13 protein-coding genes are annotated in these 16,480 nt (G+C 63.4%); 4 read left to right on the plus strand and 9 right to left on the minus strand.

What is annotated here, in order from left to right:
- On the plus strand, positions 1 to 408 hold a 408-nt coding region (locus CIT26_RS29495; protein ID WP_483423510.1), incomplete at its 5' end, for an ATP-dependent DNA ligase.
- 677 nt (positions 409 to 1,085) lie between these two features.
- Here the strand turns inward: CIT26_RS29495 and CIT26_RS29505 are convergent.
- From CIT26_RS29505 to CIT26_RS29520, 4 genes are all read right to left on the minus strand, one after another.
- The gene (locus tag CIT26_RS29505; RefSeq protein WP_095495839.1) at positions 1,086 to 2,345 is read right to left on the minus strand and encodes an O-antigen ligase family protein; all 1,260 of its coding nucleotides are present in this window, start codon (positions 2,343 to 2,345) and stop codon (positions 1,086 to 1,088) included.
- Entirely contained in the window at positions 2,342 to 3,877 is a 1,536-nt protein-coding gene (locus CIT26_RS29510) for an undecaprenyl-phosphate glucose phosphotransferase (RefSeq protein WP_095495840.1), read from the minus strand. Before CIT26_RS29510 ends, CIT26_RS29505 begins: the two co-directional genes overlap by 4 nt.
- A 107-nt stretch (positions 3,878 to 3,984) precedes the next feature.
- Positions 3,985 to 5,115 (minus strand): glycosyltransferase family 4 protein, encoded by a 1,131-nt coding sequence (locus tag CIT26_RS29515; RefSeq protein WP_095495841.1) that lies wholly within the window; start codon positions 5,113 to 5,115, stop codon positions 3,985 to 3,987.
- Between the two features lie 5 nt (positions 5,116 to 5,120).
- On the minus strand, positions 5,121 to 5,684 hold the full coding sequence (locus CIT26_RS29520) for a polysaccharide biosynthesis/export family protein (protein WP_095495842.1): 564 nt from the start codon (positions 5,682 to 5,684) through the stop codon (positions 5,121 to 5,123).
- A gap of 360 nt (positions 5,685 to 6,044) precedes the next feature.
- Here CIT26_RS29520 and CIT26_RS29525 point away from each other — a divergent pair, with 360 nt between their 5' ends.
- A complete protein-coding gene (locus tag CIT26_RS29525) occupies positions 6,045 to 8,234 on the plus strand; it encodes a GumC family protein (protein WP_095495843.1) in 2,190 nt (729 codons plus the stop codon).
- A gap of 46 nt (positions 8,235 to 8,280) precedes the next feature.
- Here the strand turns inward: CIT26_RS29525 and CIT26_RS29530 are convergent, their stop codons facing one another.
- Positions 8,281 to 9,510 carry a GNAT family N-acetyltransferase gene (locus CIT26_RS29530; protein ID WP_095495844.1) on the minus strand — a complete coding sequence of 410 codons (1,230 nt, stop codon included), beginning with the start codon at positions 9,508 to 9,510 and terminating at the stop codon, positions 8,281 to 8,283.
- 91 nt (positions 9,511 to 9,601) lie between these two features.
- On the opposite strand from CIT26_RS29530, the gene CIT26_RS29535 reads away from it, so the two are divergent.
- Positions 9,602 to 10,657, plus strand: coding sequence for a polysaccharide deacetylase family protein (locus CIT26_RS29535; protein ID WP_095495845.1), 1,056 nt, complete (start codon positions 9,602 to 9,604; stop codon positions 10,655 to 10,657).
- A 315-nt stretch (positions 10,658 to 10,972) separates the two neighbouring features.
- Here the strand turns inward: CIT26_RS29535 and CIT26_RS29540 are convergent, their stop codons facing one another.
- Both CIT26_RS29540 and CIT26_RS29545 read right to left on the minus strand, forming a co-directional pair.
- Positions 10,973 to 12,718 (minus strand): adenylate/guanylate cyclase domain-containing protein, encoded by a 1,746-nt coding sequence (locus CIT26_RS29540; protein ID WP_095495846.1) that lies wholly within the window; start codon positions 12,716 to 12,718, stop codon positions 10,973 to 10,975.
- Between the two features lie 523 nt (positions 12,719 to 13,241).
- Positions 13,242 to 13,460: a DUF2842 domain-containing protein gene (locus CIT26_RS29545; RefSeq protein WP_029353452.1), complete on the minus strand. Its 219-nt coding sequence runs from the start codon at positions 13,458 to 13,460 to the stop codon at positions 13,242 to 13,244.
- Between the two features lie 151 nt (positions 13,461 to 13,611).
- On the opposite strand from CIT26_RS29545, the gene CIT26_RS29550 reads away from it, so the two are divergent.
- Positions 13,612 to 14,703: a COX15/CtaA family protein gene (locus tag CIT26_RS29550; RefSeq protein WP_095495847.1), complete on the plus strand. Its 1,092-nt coding sequence runs from the start codon at positions 13,612 to 13,614 to the stop codon at positions 14,701 to 14,703.
- Here CIT26_RS29550 and CIT26_RS29555 read toward each other — a convergent pair.
- Both CIT26_RS29555 and argC read right to left on the minus strand, forming a co-directional pair.
- The gene (locus CIT26_RS29555; RefSeq protein WP_095495848.1) at positions 14,693 to 15,532 is read right to left on the minus strand and encodes an aminoglycoside phosphotransferase family protein; all 840 of its coding nucleotides are present in this window, start codon (positions 15,530 to 15,532) and stop codon (positions 14,693 to 14,695) included. The genes CIT26_RS29550 and CIT26_RS29555 overlap by 11 nt on opposite strands.
- Complete coding sequence (gene argC, locus CIT26_RS29560; protein WP_095495849.1) at positions 15,533 to 16,465, minus strand: N-acetyl-gamma-glutamyl-phosphate reductase; 933 nt, start codon at positions 16,463 to 16,465, stop codon at positions 15,533 to 15,535. It abuts the gene before it with no gap.
- Positions 16,466 to 16,480: the final 15 nt, after the last annotated feature.

Raw genomic sequence — 16,480 nt, forward strand, 5'->3', positions numbered from 1 at the left:
TTGCGTAAGGCCTTCACGCGGCGCCAGCACGATCTCTACTTTGTTGCCTTCGATCTGCTGCACCTCAACGGCCACGACCTGCGCGACATGGCGCTCCAAGAGCGCCGCGACATCCTTGCCGGCATCATCCCGCCTGACATCCGCATCCAGTTCAGCCAGGCGCTCCCGGGCGACGCCAATGCGATCTATCACCTGATCGACCAGGCCGGCCTTGAGGGAATGGTGTCCAAGCGTCGAGACACTAAGTATCGCAGCGGCCCGTCGACCAACTGGCTGAAGACGTCGGGGAATTCGAACTGCTCGGCGACCTTCGAAAGTGAAGGGCTCGAAACGCGGGAACCTTTCATCCGCGAGCCGCTTTGTGTGCATGTCCCAAGCCGTGCAACCACCCATATTGCCAAAGGGTAGCCCAGATCGGGACGTCAACTGTGAAGTCGCCTTGGAAGTCGCATTTGCAGCCTTGGTGACCGCCTCGGAAGCGAAGGGGTGGACGCCGCGCGAAACGGCTGCAGCCCTACTGAAACTCGCAACGGAGCATGCCCAGCGGTTCAGGCTTGTGCCGGCTGAGCCGCCAAGGTGGCGAACGCGAAGAGGTATGTTGATCGCGTGTGCCGCGCTCGTGTTTTTGCTGTGTGCAGCCATCGTTTGGTGGGGTGCTTAGATGACGATCAACGTTTCGCCCCCGGATACGGCCGTTGCCGCGGTCGTAGTGATGGCGTTGCCGCCTATACGTTGGATTGCGCGACGCTCGCCTAAGTTCATCCGGCCTGCGCCATGCCGACGGCTATGCCTATGCCCATCACCAGCCCTGCAGCGAGTTCCCGCCATATTCGACGGCGATGGCTAAGACCACCACTCGCTACGCCCACGTGCTGGACGAAGAGGTGGCCGCAGCGATGGAGTTGCTACAAAACGCTGTCGCGAAGTCCCGAAAAAAGTCCCGAACTAGGAAGGGGAAAACGGCATAACGCAATGAACTTTAATCGAAATCCGCGTTGCGCCCAATTTCCTCGGGGTCAAGGGGTCGTCGGTTCGAATCCGGCCACTCCGACCATTTCAAAACTTAGACTTGCCCCCGAAATCCATCATGCCTTAGCCTTCGGCGCAGGCAGCGCCAGCGGCCGCAACTGCCGTTGATGGCGGTATTCCAGCGCGATGGCGCCCCAGATCAGTCCGAGCAGCAGATAGACGTGGCGCCAGTGATCGATGTCGATGAAGGTGCCCAGCGCGATATTGCCGATGAAGGCGACATAGGCGCACAGAAGGTAGGGCTGCCACGGCCTGTCGCGCAGGAGAATGCGAAAGCCGGCTGATATCGTCCAGCAGGTCAGCGTCAGGAACGACACGAAGCCGACCCAGCCATAATCCATCAGCATTTTTAGCCAGATGTCGTGCGTGTCCTCACCGAAAATCGTGCCGAAGACGAGCGGGCCGATGCCGAGCGGATGCTCCAGCGCCATCTGGAAACCGATCGTGTAGCGGGCGAAACGGCCGAGGCGGGCGGTATCGTAGCTCTGTTCCAGCTGGGCGCGGCTGGAAAACATCTCCGAGACGCCCGGCAGCTGCAGGATGATGAGCATCGCTATGACCAGCAGCGAGATGGCGGCGATGGTCATGACGACGACACGCAGCCGGAATTTTCCGCTGGCGCTCTGCAGAAACAGGGCGCCGGTGAGCAGGATCGCCGAAACGCCGAACATGCCCCAGGCGCCGCGCGAGAAGGAGAAGAAAATACCGGCCGTGATGATCAGCAGCGGCACCGCCAGCAAGGGCATGCGTGAGACGGGGCCTGTAAGCAGGAGGTAGAGCAGGTAGACGCCGGGCAGCACCAGGAACGGCCCGAACACGTTCGGATCCTGAAACGCGCCGGTGGCGCGGTCGTATTTGGTGAAGATCTCCGCCCCCGGGAAGGAATGAAAATAGCCTGCTATGCCGAGCAGCGAGGTCAGCACCGCCGACATCACATAGGCCAGGAAGATCACCCGGTAGAGATTGGGCTGGACTGATGTCACCGAGGCGAAGAACACCGCGGTGAAGGCAAGGAACAGCGACACGCAGAGATAGAGCGGGGTGTTGGCAATGTCCGACATCTGGGTCATCGAGATCATGCCGCCGATGTTCATGACCACCAGCAGCACCAGCAGCGGCGCCGCCGCGCGCGATATGCGCAGGCCAAACAAGCACCACGCTATGATCAGCCCGACCATGTAGAGGTCGTATGGCGCCGGCTCGGCGATGACGAAGCCGGACAGGAAGACGCCCAGGAAAATCGCGCCCGACGCAATCAGCGCGATCAGCTTGGCGTTGACGGCAGCCGGCGGCAGCTCACGCGCGACGGCGCTCAATAGGCATTTTCCGTATTGAGCAGCCGGATCGGTGTCAGGAACAGAATCCTCAGATCGAACAGCAGCGACCAGTTTTCGATATAATAGAGGTCGTATTCCGTCCGCATGCGGATCTTCTCGTTGGTGTCCATCTCGCCGCGCCAGCCATTGATCTGCGCCCAGCCGGTGACGCCTGGCTTGACCTTGTGGCGTGCGAAATAGCCGTCGACCACCTCATTGTAGAGAAGGTTGTGCGACTGGGCGGCAATGGCATGCGGGCGCGGCCCGACCAGCGAGAGCGAACCGAAAAGCGAGTTGAAGAACTGCGGCAACTCGTCGATCGAGGTCTTGCGGATGAAGCGGCCGACGCGGGTGACGCGCGGGTCGTTCCTGGTCACCGTCTGCTTGGCCGTCGGGTCGGCCTTGTCCGTGTACATCGAACGGAACTTGTAGACCTCGATGATCTCGTTGTTGAAGCCATGCCGCTTCTGGTGGAACAGCACCGGTCCCTTGCTGTCGAGCTTGATAGCGATCGCGGTCACCAGCATGACCGGCGAGAACACGATGATGCCGATGATCGAGAAGACGATGTCGAAGGCGCGCTTGGCGACCGAATCCCAGTCGTTGATCGGCTTGTCGAAGATATCGAGCATCGGCACCGAGCCGATATAGGAATAGGCGCGCGGCCGAAACTGCAGCGCGTTCGAATGCGCCGAGAGCCGGATATCGACCGGCAGCACCCACAGCTTCTTCAAAAGCTGCAGGACACGCGATTCGGCGGTCAGCGGCAGCGACACGATCAGCATGTCGATGCGGGCGATGCGGGCGAACTCGATGAGCTCGGAAACGGTGCCGAGCTTCGGATATCCGGCGACGATGGGTGGCGAGCGCTTGTCGCCGCGGTCATCGAAGATGCCGCAGATGCGGATGTCGTTGTAGGGCTGCTTTTCGACGGAGCGGATCAGGACTTCCGCCGCCGTGCCGCCGCCGACGATGACGGCCCGGCGCTCCATGCGCCCGTCGCGCGCCCAGCGCCGGATCAGCTTGGACATCATTAGCCTGAGACCGAAGATCAGCATAAAGCCGACAACGAACCAGGTGCCGAAAAACAGGCGCGAATAGTCTTCCGACATCTTCATGGCGAATGCCGTCAGCGCCATCAAGGCGAAGGTGCCGGCCCAGACCAGCAGCAGACGGCCGAAATTGGCGAGCGGCCGCATCAACGAGACGACCTGGTAGCAGTCGGTGACGTCGAGCAGCACCACGGCGAGGAACGAGGCGGCGGCGATCGTCAGCGGGTATTGCCAGGCGAAATGGCTGAGGAAGCCGACATAATAGAAATAGACGCAGAGGCCCGACAGGAACAGCAGCGTGAATTCGACCATGCGCAGGACGCCGCTGACCATGATCGGCGACATGGTGTCGCGCCTGTATTGCGACGCGACCTGACGGGCGACGTCGTTCATCCCGCCAAGCTTATCGCCGCTGGCCGGGCCGTCGAATTTGCGCACCGCGTCTATCGAAAAGCGGCGTGCGGGATCGATCTCGTTCATGGGTGCATCCGCAAAGCTTCCCTGAGGTGAATAGCAAAAGAGAGCTAAGAAACCCTTGAAACAACAGGTGGCTTTGGAGAAGCTTTTGGGGCTAGCGCCCTTTGGGGCTAACGCTTGAGCGCGGCGAAATAGGCCGTCTCGATCGCGGCGGCCATCACGTCGGCGCCGAATCGCGTCTTGAGGTCGGCGGTGTCGGGCATCAGGCTGCTATACGCTTCGGGGTCGGCCAGCGCCGCGCTCATCTTGCCGGCGAGTTCGCGCGGGTCAGGCCGGATCAGGGCAGGGGAACCGGCTCCGAAGATTTCCGGGATGCCGCCGACGGCGGTGGCGATCATCGATTTGCCGGCGGCGAGCGTTTCCAGCACGATGTAGGGCATGGCTTCCGCGCGCGAGGGAACGACAACCAGTTCGGCCATCGCGAAGGCTTTGCGCGCCGGCATCGGCGGCAGGAAGCGCATATGGCCTTCGAGCCCGAGCCGCTTCACTTGCGCATGGTAGCGCGGCAGGTCGTCGCCGTCGCCGACCATCACCGCTCTCACCGGGCGGCCGAGCCGCGTTCCGGCAAGGACCAGCGCATCGATGAAGATGTCCGGTCCCTTGAGGTCGCGCATCATGCCGATATAGAGGACGTCGGCCGCATTCTGCTCGGTCCGCACCGGCTCGAACTCGGCGGCGCTCAGGCCGTTGTAGACAAGGTTGTTCGGGATGGGCGGTTCGCCGACCTTCCTGCGATATGTCTGCCTTTCATAATCGGAGACAAACAGAAGATAGTCGGTGAAGCGCGCCATGAATCGTTCGAGCGCGAAGAACAGCTTCCCCGTGGCGGTGGTCTCGTCATAATGAAGAGAGCCGCCGTGAGGCGAATAAAGGCGGGCTACGCGAGACCTTGATACCCGCAACAATGAGCCGAACAGGCGGGCATAGGCGCCACCCTTGGCGCCATGCCCGTGGAGCACGTCCGGCCGCAATTCCTTGATGATCCCAAATGTGCGCCAGGCCGAGGCGAGATCGCCCGGTCCGACATGCCGCTGCATCGGCGTACGATGGATGCCGAGCGCCATTGTGCCCTTCATCTGTTCGAACAAATGTTCCTCGAAGTCGCCGCCCGTCGTCGAATCGCAGACGATGCCGACGGCATGCCCGGCGGCGACCTGCGCCTCGGTCAGGTCGCGCACGTGACGAAAAATCCCTCCGACAGGTGAGCGAAAGCAGTGAACGATCCTGAGTGTGTCCGCCACGTGGACTAGAACAGGCGTTCGCGAACATAGACCGTGTCGCCGGGCAGGAGCGGGTCGGAGGTGGCCACGCGACCGGTCATGACCTTGCCGTTGATGTCGCGGGTGATATCGACGCTTTCCTGGTTGGCGCGCGGGCTGAAACCGCCGGCGATGGCAATCGCCTTTTGTACGGTCAGGCCCGGAACATAGGAGTACTGGCCCGCGGCACCGACTTCGCCCATGATGAAGATCGGCCGGTAGCGGTCGATCTCGACCGAAACGTCCGGATCGCGCAGGTAACCCTGGCGTAATTTGTCGGCGATCTCGCCTTCGAGTTGCTGTGCGGTGTGGCCGCGCGCCGGTACGGCGCCGACGAGCGGGATGGACAGATAACCGGATTGGTCGACGCTGTAGACGTTGGTCAGCCCTTCCTGCTCGAACACGGTCACGCGGACCCGGTCGCCGGCGCCGAGGCGATAAGGCTGATCGAGCATTTTATGAAAGGCGGCCGGCGCCGGCCGGTAGCTGGAGCAGCCGGCAAGCAACGACACGGTGAGCAGCGCGCGGAAGAGGGAAGCAGTGCTTTTCATGGCCGGACACGTACCTTCGACTGGCCGCTGTTACACCGCGGCAAACTTTGGGAGTCGAGGTCCGTTATCATCCCGTTAGGGTTAATGGCCGGTAAAGGCGCGCGGCCGAAGCGGCGGCAACCGACAGAAGACGGCCGGTTTTGATGTTTTTGTTGCCGCTTGCAAGTAAAACCTAACAGATGCTTACCGCGATATTAACGGCTGAGTTACCATAGTTGTTTACGGTGCATCCTGACCAATGCATGTCGCCCCAAAAGTGCGCAGCGGTTTTGGGACAACGACATGCATGAAAACAAGAGCTTAAAGCGCGTTGCATGAACCTGTTCAAGGCGACGTGTTTTAAGTACCGGAGCAGGATGCATGTCCGTTCAATCCGCGGCCGCAGATGTCGACGTCGATCTCAGGCAGCTCTTCGCAAGCCTTGCGAGGAATTGGCCGCGCATTCTTGTCGTCGCGCTGGTCGTAACCGGCCTGGCGTTCGCGCTCACCTGGCTCGCCACGCCGCATTACAGGGCCGAAACACGGCTTTTGATCGAAACGCGCGAATCGGTTTACACGCGCCCCGACGGCACCAATGACAACGACAAGCCGATTCTCGACGAGGAAGGCGTGACCAGTCAGGTCGAGGTTATTTCCTCGACCGACATCCTCAAGCAGGTGGCGCAGAAGCTCAATTTGTCGCGGCTTGCCGAATTCGACGAGACGGCGGACATGCCGGTGTCGAGTCGTCTGCTCGTCATCGCCGGCCTGAAAAGCGACCCCAACGAGATCCCGCCGGAAGAACGCGTGCTGACGAAGATGCGCGAGAAGCTCAACGTCTATCGCGTTGAAAAATCTCGCGTCATCGTCATCGAATTCTCCTCGGAAAATCCCAGGCTCGCTGCTGAAATTCCGAACGCCATAGCCGACGCTTACATCTCCGTCCAGGGCAATGCCAACATCGAATCGAATTCCGCCGCGACCGACTGGCTGGCGCCGGAGATCGCCGACCTGTCGAAGCGGGTGAAGGATGCCGAGGCCAAGGTAGCAAGCTACCGCGCCCAGTCCGATCTTTTGATGGGCGGCAACAATTCGGTGCTTGCCACGCAACAGCTTTCCGAATTGTCCAGCGAACTGTCGCGGGTGCGCGCCAATCGCGCCTCGGCGGAAGCGACTGCCGACAGCGTACGCAGGGCGCTGCAGAACGGCGGCTCGCTGGATGCGGTACCGGAGGTGCTTTCTTCCGAACTCATCCAGCGGCTGCGCGAGCGGCAGGTCGAGCTCAAGACCAACATCGCCGACCTTTCCACCTCCTTGCTCGACAATCATCCGCGCATCCGGGCGCTGAGATCGCAGCTTGCCGATCTCGACCGCCAGATCCGCATCGAGGCGGAAAAGATCATGAAAGGGCTGATGACGCAGGCGCAGACTGCCCAGGCCCGCGAAAACCAGCTTGTCGGCGACGTCAACACGCTGAAGGCCGCATCGGCGCGCGCCGGCGACCAGCAGGTCGAACTGGACGCGCTGCAGCGCGAAGCGACCGCCCAGCGGCAACTGCTCGAATCCTACCTGACCCGTTACCGTGAGGCGTCCTCGCGCAAGGACAGCAACTATCTGCCGGTCGACGCCCGTGTCTTTTCGCGCGCGGTGGCGCCGTCCGAGCCCTATTTCCCGAAGATCCTGCCGATCGCCGGTGCGGCCTTCGTCGGCTCGTTGCTGGTCATGGCGATCGTTACGCTTCTGCAAGAGCTGTTTTCGGGTCGCGCCATGCGGCCGGCCGCCGGCGCCCGCTTCGAGCGGATCGAACAGGTCGCGATGCCGGTTGCCCACGAACCCTCCAATCACGAACCGACCGATTTCGAGGACGTCGAGGATCGGGCGGCGGAAGCGCAGGTGGAGCCGCAAGCGGCTGCCGCGGCGCCGGCAACTGCCCCAGCAACTGGCGAGGACGTCGAGCCGGTGCGCCCCACCCTTGGCGAGGTCGAAATCGACAGCGCGGTGGAAAAACTGATCACAAGCGGTGCGGCACGCGCCATATTCGTGTCGCCGGAAGGCGACGAGGCGGCCGCCTCGGCGGTGCTGGTGGCGCGTGAGGTTTCCGACGCCGGCCTGCGTGTGCTCCTGCTCGATCTCACCGCTTCGGGCGCCGCTTCGCGGCCGATGCTGGACAGCGGGCTTTTCCCGGGCATCACCAATCTGCTCGCCTCCGAAGCGCAGTTCAGCGACGTGATCCACCCCGATCTCTATTCGGACTGCCACGTCATTCCCGTCGGCACCGCCGATCCGGTCCGCGCCATGCGCGCCGCCGACCGGCTGCCGATCATCATGCAGTCGCTGACCACCGCCTACGATCTGGTCGTGGTCGAATGCGGACCCGCAGACGCGCAAGGCATCAGCCGCCTTGTCGGCGAGGGCACCGAGGTCTTCCTGTCGCTGCTGGAGCCGGACGACGAGGTGGCTCAGGCCGCAGTCGAACTGATCGAGAGCGGCTATCCCGACCTGACGCTGGTGACGCCGGTCGGCCATGAGACGCCAGGGACGCCGATACCCGGACGGCGCTCCGCCGCCTGAGACGGTTCGACAATTCTGCTCAATGCTCCGGAAATCTCGGCAGCGGTCAGCTGTCATCTTCGCCCGCCGCAGGTGCTGCCTGTCCGGCCGTCTTGCGGCGCAGCATCTTGGTCAGCTTCCAGATCGTCGGGCTGTTCTTGACGAAGGCTTTCAGGCGCGCGCTTTGCCGCAGGACAAACACCAGAGCGCGGCCCGTCAGCGTCAGCGGAATCAGGACCTCGAAATGCTGGGTCTCGATATCGCACCACAGCCGCTTGTAGGGTTCGTCGCCGACCGAGAAATCATAGACATCGAACCCCCTCTCGCAGGCTTCCTCGATGTTGTCGAAGAACAGGAAGTCGCCGGGGCTGGCATGGGCGACGTCGTCGTCGGCGATCGCTCCGAACTCGCAGATCAGGCGTTTTCCCGAGCGGCTCGATCCGGTGACCGCGCGAAGCTTGCCGGCGACTTCGAGCCCATGCAGCACGAAGGACGGCTTGTCGTCGGAAAGCGCTTCGACGAACAACGCGCGGAAGAAAGCACGAACCTCCGGCTCGCCGAAGACGTTGGCGACGCCCATCTTGCGGAAGCGGAACTCCTTCATCTCGAAAAACGCATCGAGCAGTCTGTTCACCTCGCCGGCAGTCTGCGCCTCGATGCGGCGGTGGCTGCCGACGGCCTCGAATTTGCGCGCCTGCGAGCGGTGCCTCTTGCGCCTGCGCTTGCCGCTCGCGCGGGAGAGCAGTGCATCAAAACCTCCCGCCAAGTCGACGGCCAGCGACAGGTTGGGGCTTGGAAAATGCGCAAGCGAGGCAAGCGGATTGGCAATGCCGTCGAGATCGGGCAGCAGCCGTTCCAGTGCGACGAGGTCGATGTCCGGCCGCGCCTTGGCGACCGCCGCCAGCATCGAGCGGATTGCCGCGCCATCCGCCTTGGTCAGCCAATACGGGTCGGCGGCGGCGAAATTGCCGTTGGCATGGCGACCGCCCATGAAACGGGCGACGCGGAACGGACCGCTGCTGGTGACTTCCAGCGCCAACGAAAAAGCCGGCCTGCCTTCAGCGTTCAGCGTCGCCAAAACGGTGTCCGCTTCGGCATATCTGGCCCAGTTCAGGACCCAGGCCGGGCTCTGCGCCGGCGCGAACAGCGCCGAACGGCAGAACTCGGCATAGGCCGCAAGTGCCGCACCGTCGGCGACCGAGACCGACAGGCCGGCATGATCCGCAGACAGCGCGCGCGGCGCCGCCTCCATGGCTTCGAGCCGATTGCCGCCAAATGACGCGGTGGCGTCAACCATACCTCAATCCTTTAGGGCGTATTCACCGCGTTTGGGGGCTCGCATAGGCGCATTCCGTGCTTGGATGAGCCTAGGCGCAAAAGGTGAATGAATGATCGACGGGGGCGAGGCGATCCGGAAACTGGCGCTCAACGTCGTCCGCTATACCGGTCTTGCCCCGCTGGCCAAGCCGTTTGTCGGCGGCATCGGCGCCATCCTGATGCTGCACCGGGTCACCGCGAGGCCGGAAAAACCTGATAGCGTCAACCGGCATCTCAACATCGCGCCTGAGTTCCTCGACGCCGTGATCGCCGACATGAAGGCGAACGGCTATACATTCGTCACGCTGGACGAGGCGATCGAGCGCATCAAGGCGGGCGGCAAGGATGGCCAGTTCGCGGCGATCACCGCCGACGACGCCTACCGCGACAACATGACCGAAGCGCTGCCGGTGCTGGAAAAGCACGGCGCGCCGGTCACCATCTATGTCGCGCCGGGGCTGATAAACGGCGCCGCCGATCTATGGTGGGAGGTGGTCGAGGACATCGTCAGCGCGCGCGGCCGGTTGATTCTGACAACACCGGACGGCCCGGTGACGATCGATTGCTCGACCCCGGGCAAGAAACTCCAGGCCTTTGCGCGCCTGCACGACTATCTGACGCTGGAGGTCCGCGAGGAGGACCAGCGGGCGGTGCTGCGCGAATTGGCGCGGTCGAACGGCATCGAGCGGGACGCGCGCCAGAGCACTTTGATGAACTGGGACGAGATCCGCGCCATGGCAGGGCATCCGCTGGTGACGATCGGCGCACACACCGTCAATCATCGCAATCTGAAGCGGCTTCCCGAAGCCGATGCGCGGCACGAGGTCGACGACGTCAGGCGCATATTGCAGGCCGAACTCGGCGAGGCGCCGCGCCATTTCGCCTATCCCTATGGCTATGCCAGCGCCGTTGGCGACCGCGAAGTCGGCTTTGCCCGCGACGCCGGCTATGCCTCGGCGGTGACGACGCGTCACGGCGTGCTGCGCGCCGAACATGCCGGCTTCCTGCACGCGCTGCCGCGCATTTCGGTCAACGGTCGCTATCAGAGCGTTGCCCATATCCGCACGATGCTGTCGGGCGTGACGACGCCGCTGGCCAATGCCGGCAAGATGCTTGTCACCATCTAGTGGTGAAAGTCTGACACTTGGTACCGGTGGACGGCAAGAACCGACCCCTTGCGGACCATCCCTGATGGGAGGTCAAGGGAACGTCGTGACCCGAAGGCGACATTTGTCTGGACGTCGGTAGGTCTCGTCAGGGTGGAAACCGGAAGTTCGACGCGAACCCAACAGAGAGCTCGCCGGCTGTTCACAGCTGCTCTACGCGCTCAGTCCTCGGACAACCCGGCCAGAGAACTATCCTTCCAGAAGCGACGCGGGATCAAGGGACGTCGCCTGGCCGGACGTGACGCGCAGGAGAGGGCATCTTTGCAAACGCGACGATCACTCCGGCACGCCGGCAATACCCAGCGCCTCGACGTAGCGCTCGGCGAACACCTTGTCCCGCCACGGGTTGATCTGCCTCTGCAGGCCGAGCGTGTAGGTCGGGAACGCCTCCATCAGCCGCCGCGCCGCCGCCTGCGCTTCGTCCGGCCGATTGAGTTTGACCAGCGCCATGATCACCACCCGGTGCGAGGAGCCGTAATTCGGCATCTCGCGCAGCGCTCGTTCTCCCCAAGCCAGCGCTTCCTCGTAGCGTTCGAGCATCAGGTAGCTCATCCCGATGCCGGAGAGCGCGATGCCCTTCTCGGGGTCGACCGGGCTCAGCCGCATTGCCCTGTGGAAGTGCTCGATCGCGACGAGGGGGCGGCCGGAATGGGCGTTCACCCAGCCGCTGCCCGTATAGCCCTGCGCCGAGTTGGGGTTGAGGAGCAGGGACCGTTCGATCGTGTCCAGCGCCGTCTCGTAATCCTTGGCGCTGTAGGCGATCACCTGCGCGGCGAAACGCAAGCTTGTCGGGTCGTCTCGCGCGTCCGCCAGCACCTCGCGGGCCATGCGCAAGGCGACGCGGATATCGTCGGGCTCGTGCCAGCACTGACTCACGGACAGGCTGCGGATATAGGCACCGAGTGCCTTCGCCAGGGTGAAGCCTGGGTCGATGCTGAGCGCCTCGTTGGTGAGCCGGCGCACGTCGGCGAAGCCTTCGCGCGTCATGCTGTAGAAGCGCGGCAGCGCACGAAGGTAGAGGTCGTAGGCACCGATGTAGTCGGTCGGCTTCATGCGCGCTTGCTTGATCTCCTCCAGCCGGATGCTCGGCTCGACCGCACCGACGACGCTCTCGGTCACCTTGTCCTGCAGGTCGAAGATGTCGCTCACGTCGCCCTCGAAGCGGTCGGTCCAGACATGGTGCCCACTGATCGCGTCCACCAGCTGCCCGCTGATACGCACCCGTGATCCTGCTCTGCGGATGCTACCTTCGAGCACGTAGCGGACGCCCAGCTCACGCCCGACCTGGCGCAGGTCCACCGCTCGGCCCTTGTAGGTGAAGGACGAGTTGCGGGCGATCACGAAGAAGGAGTTCACCCGGCTCAATCCCGTGATGATGTCCTCCACCAGTCCGTCGGCGAAGTATTCCTGGTCGGGGTCGCCGCTCATGTTGGTGAAAGGCAGAACCGCGATCGAGGGTTTCGCGGGCAGGGGAGGCGGTGCAGCCACCGAGGCGCTGGCGTCGGTCTCGACGCGATAGGCGCGTACAGGCCGCTCGATGTTCTTGAGGCGCAGGTCGCCGAGCAGCGTGAAGCCGCCGTCGAGCTTGCCCTGAAGGTGGTCGTAGGCGGTGCCCGAGACGACCACGGCGCCGGGATCGGCGATGCTTTCGAGGCGGGCGGCGATGTTGACACCGTCGCCGTAGAGGTCGCCGTCCTCCTCGCAGACCACGTCGCCGAGATTGACGCCGATGCGGAAGCGAATCCGCTCTTCCTCGGGCGTCTCCGCCTCGTGTTCTGCCAAAGCCTGCTGGATCGCCATCGCCGAGGTCACCGCGTTGACGACGCTCGCGAACTCGCACAGCATGCCGTCGCCGGTGAGCTTGACGATCCGGCCCTGATGCTCGGAGACCAGCGGTTCGAGGAGGTCCTTGCGGTATGACTTGAGCCGCTCGAGCGTGCCGCGCTCGTCGCGCTCCATCAGGCGCGAATAGCCGACCACGTCGCAAGCCAGGATCGCTGCGAGGCGGCGCTGCGCGGTCATTGCACCGCCCGGCCAGGCGCGTGCACGCGGGCTGCCTCGCGCCCATGCCCCGCCAACTTCCAGACGCCTAACGTGCATGGCATCCATCTCTCCCAGCCGCCGCCCGTCGCCGATTCAGAACGGAGAACGCAGCTTGACCTTGCCTTCACGAGATTTCGCTATCCCGCTTGCGAGGCGTGGAGCGATCCAGTCGCCGCGCTAACAGCCAACCGGCGACACGCCCACGCAGCCTCTGGGGACGCTGACACGCCACTCCCAGAAGGCCGGAGATATTTGCTGCCCTTGGTAACCGGTTGACGCCACCGTGGCGGTGCTTTTGTCACCGCGATGTAACAGCGAGATGCCCTACGAACGCGCGCATCGGGCATCACACCAGACGTTCGCGCTTAGAGGTGCTGAGGTCGGAAAGTGGCGCTGCCTGCGCGTTCCGATCGGCGACACGGAAGGCAGAAAACCACGCTGAGCTGCCCTACGCGTCGGGTAGCAAGCGTCAGGCTTTCACCACTAGCGGCGGCGGCGAGCCTCAGTTCTTCGGCCGCGGGGGCTCCAGGATCAGCCATTTGATGATGCCCATAGCCGGCAGCACCCAGAGCATGCCGCTGAGCAGGAAGAACAGGAAATGCGCCCACGGTCCCGATTCCGCCAGTTGGGCAACCGCCACGATCGATGCGACCAGCGCATAGACGATGACCAGCGCCACCAGCAGGAAGGTTCCGATCAGCTTCTTCAGGCGAATGGGCATTTCGTGATCCGTTGACCCCTACCGCTTATGCCCAACCAAAGAGACACGCAACCCGCAAGAAGCGGCGCGACGGCGTGCCGCGCTGTCCGGTCTTGCCAGTGGGGTTGCGATGGTTCACCAATCCGCGACTGCAACCTGCCGGGACAAGCCTATGGCTGCCATATCAACTGCCGCGCCTTTCGTGGCCCGCGACCGCGACCTGCGCAACCGGGCGCTGGTGCGCGGCTGGCTCTACGTCGTGCTTCTGGTGCTGTTCGCACTGGTGCTGGTCGGCGGCGCCACCAGGCTCACCGAGTCCGGCTTGTCGATCACCGAATGGAAGCCGATCCACGGCATCATCCCGCCGCTCAACGACGCCGAATGGCAGGAGGAATTCCAGCGCTACCAGCAGATCCCGCAATATGCCGAGCTCAACAACGGCATGAGCATCGAAGCCTTCAAGTCGATCTTCTGGTGGGAATGGCTGCACCGCATCCTGGCGCGCGGTGTCGGCGTGGTTTTTGCCGTGCCGCTGGTGTTTTTCTGGGCGACGCGCCGCATAGAACGTGGTCTTGGACCGAAACTATCAGGCATCCTCGTTCTCGGCGGCCTGCAGGGCGCGATCGGCTGGTGGATGGTGGCGTCGGGGCTGGTCGACCGGGTTTCCGTCAGCCAGTACCGGCTGGCGACGCATCTGACGCTGGCCGCGCTGATCTTCACCGCGACCATGGTGGTCGCGCGTGGATTGGCCCCTCATTCCGCGCCCGCCGCCGACCGTTCGACGCAGCGTCTGGCCGGCTTTGTCGTGTTGCTGGCGCTGATCCAGATCTATCTCGGCGGGCTGGTCGCCGGCCTCGATGCCGGCCTGAGCTACAACACCTGGCCGCTGATGGACGGCAAGCTTATCCCCGGCGATCTGTTGATCCTCGAGCCGGCATGGCGCAACTTCTTCGAGAGCCCGAAGACGGTTCAGTTCGTCCACCGGCTCGGCGCCTACGCGATCTTCGTCGCAGCACTTTGGCACATGATCGCGACGCACCGCCGTCAGTCAGGCACGACGCATGCGCACCGCGCGTCGTTGTTGTTTCTGCTGGTGCTGGCGCAGGCCTTGATCGGCATCGGCACGCTGCTGATGCACGTGCCGCTGCACATGGCGCTGACGCATCAGGCATTCGCGCTTGTCCTGCTAGGGTTTGCTGCAGCGCATTGGCGCGGCACCAAGGGCGCTTATCCGCTGCCCAACCAGATCGCCGTCAGAGGCTGAGCCGCACCGTCCTGATCGCCGTGGCAATGGACAATTCGCGGCTTTCCTCGATCGCGTTGGCGTCCTCATGATGCCATGACGCCGACAAGCAGCCATAGGCGACGGCATGATCCAGGATGGCTGGTGGCGTTTGGCCGAGCGTCTTGGCGAAGATCTCGGCCATGTGGGCAATCCGCCGGGGATCACGGCAAAGATCGTCGCGCTCGAGCGGGTTGTAGAACATGTTCGCCGCATCGAAGCCGGGATCGCCGAGAACGCCCTTCGGGTCGATAGCCAGCCAGCCGCGCGGTCCCAGCATGATGTTGTCGTGATGCAGGTCGCCATGCAGTGGCAGCACGTCGACAGGATCGGCCAACAGCCGGTCCGCGGTCGCAGCCGCTTCGACGTAGAGGCTCTTTTCGTCGGCGTCGCGATCGATCTTCGCCTTCTTGAACAGGCTGGAGAACCGTACCCGCAGCGGCTGCAGATCCGGTGGGGCAGGGTGGTCAGATGGCGAGAACAGTCTTGCCATCATTTCGGCCGCGATTGCTGTGGCGGCGTTGTCTCCCTGCTTCGCGAGTACCTGTGACAGCAAGGTTTCGCCGGCATATTCGAGCAGCATGCAGTGGCCGTCGCGGCCGAGCAGCCGCACCGCGCCTTCGCCGCGCCGCCAGGCGAGAAAATGCTCGCCGCGCAACTCGTCTTCGACATCGTCGAAAGCTTTAAGGGCCTTGACGATCGCCGGTGAACCGTCCGCGCGAACAACCTTCCAGACGCGGCTGCTGAAGGTTTCGGCAATCAGTTCTGGCGCACCGACCTTCCAGCGTTCTGGAAATGCAGGAGCGTCCATTCAGTGCTTGAGGCCGAGCATCAGATCCATGTTCTGTACAGCAGCACCCGAGGCGCCCTTGCCGAGATTGTCGTAGACGGCAAGCAGCAGCGCCTGGGCCCTGTCGTCGTTGGCGAAGACATAGAGCTTCATCCGGTTGGTGCCGTTGTATATTTCCGGATTGATCTCCGGCATGCGCTCCAGATGCTCATAGGGCGCCACCTCGACCACGCCGCCGTCGATGGTGGCGAAATGGTCGGCAATCGCCGCATGGAGCTCGGCGCCGGTCGGCACGTAGTCGAGGCCGCCGAGCTGCAGCGGCACCACGGTAATCATGCCTTGCGCGAAATTGCCGACCGCAGGCTGCATGATCGGATCATGCGACAGCTTCGCATAGGCCCTGAGCTCCGGCACATGCTTGTGCTGCAGGGTCAGCCCGTAGGGCAGGAATTCCGAGGCGTCCTCGCCCTTGGCGACATAGTCCTCGATCATCGGCCGGCCGCCGCCCGAATAGCCCGAAATGCCGTTGACGGTAACTGGAAAATCCGGCGGCAACAGCCCGGCCGCCACCAGCGGCCTGAGCGTCGCGATCGGACCTTGCGGCCAGCAGCCCGGATTGGCGACGCGCTTCGCCCTCGCGATTGTCTTCGCCTGATCCTTGTCCATTTCGGCGAAACCATATTCCCAGCCGTCAGCCACGCGATGCGCGGTCGAGGCGTCGATGACCTTGGTGGTGTCGTTGGTGATCAGCGAGACGCTTTCCTTCGCGGCTGCGTCCGGCAGGCAGAGGATCGCGACATCAGCGGCGTTGAGGAACTCGGCTCTAGCTGCCGGTTCCTTGCGGCGCTCGGTCGGAATGGAGATGATCTCCAGGTCGCCGCGCTCGGCAAGCAGCGCCCTGATCTGGATACCGGTGGTGCCGTGCTCGCCGTCGATGAAGATTTTCGGTTTCATTGCCTGCCTTTGAGT

Source organism: Mesorhizobium temperatum, from assembly GCF_002284575.1.
Lineage (GTDB): Bacteria > Pseudomonadota > Alphaproteobacteria > Rhizobiales > Rhizobiaceae > Mesorhizobium > Mesorhizobium temperatum.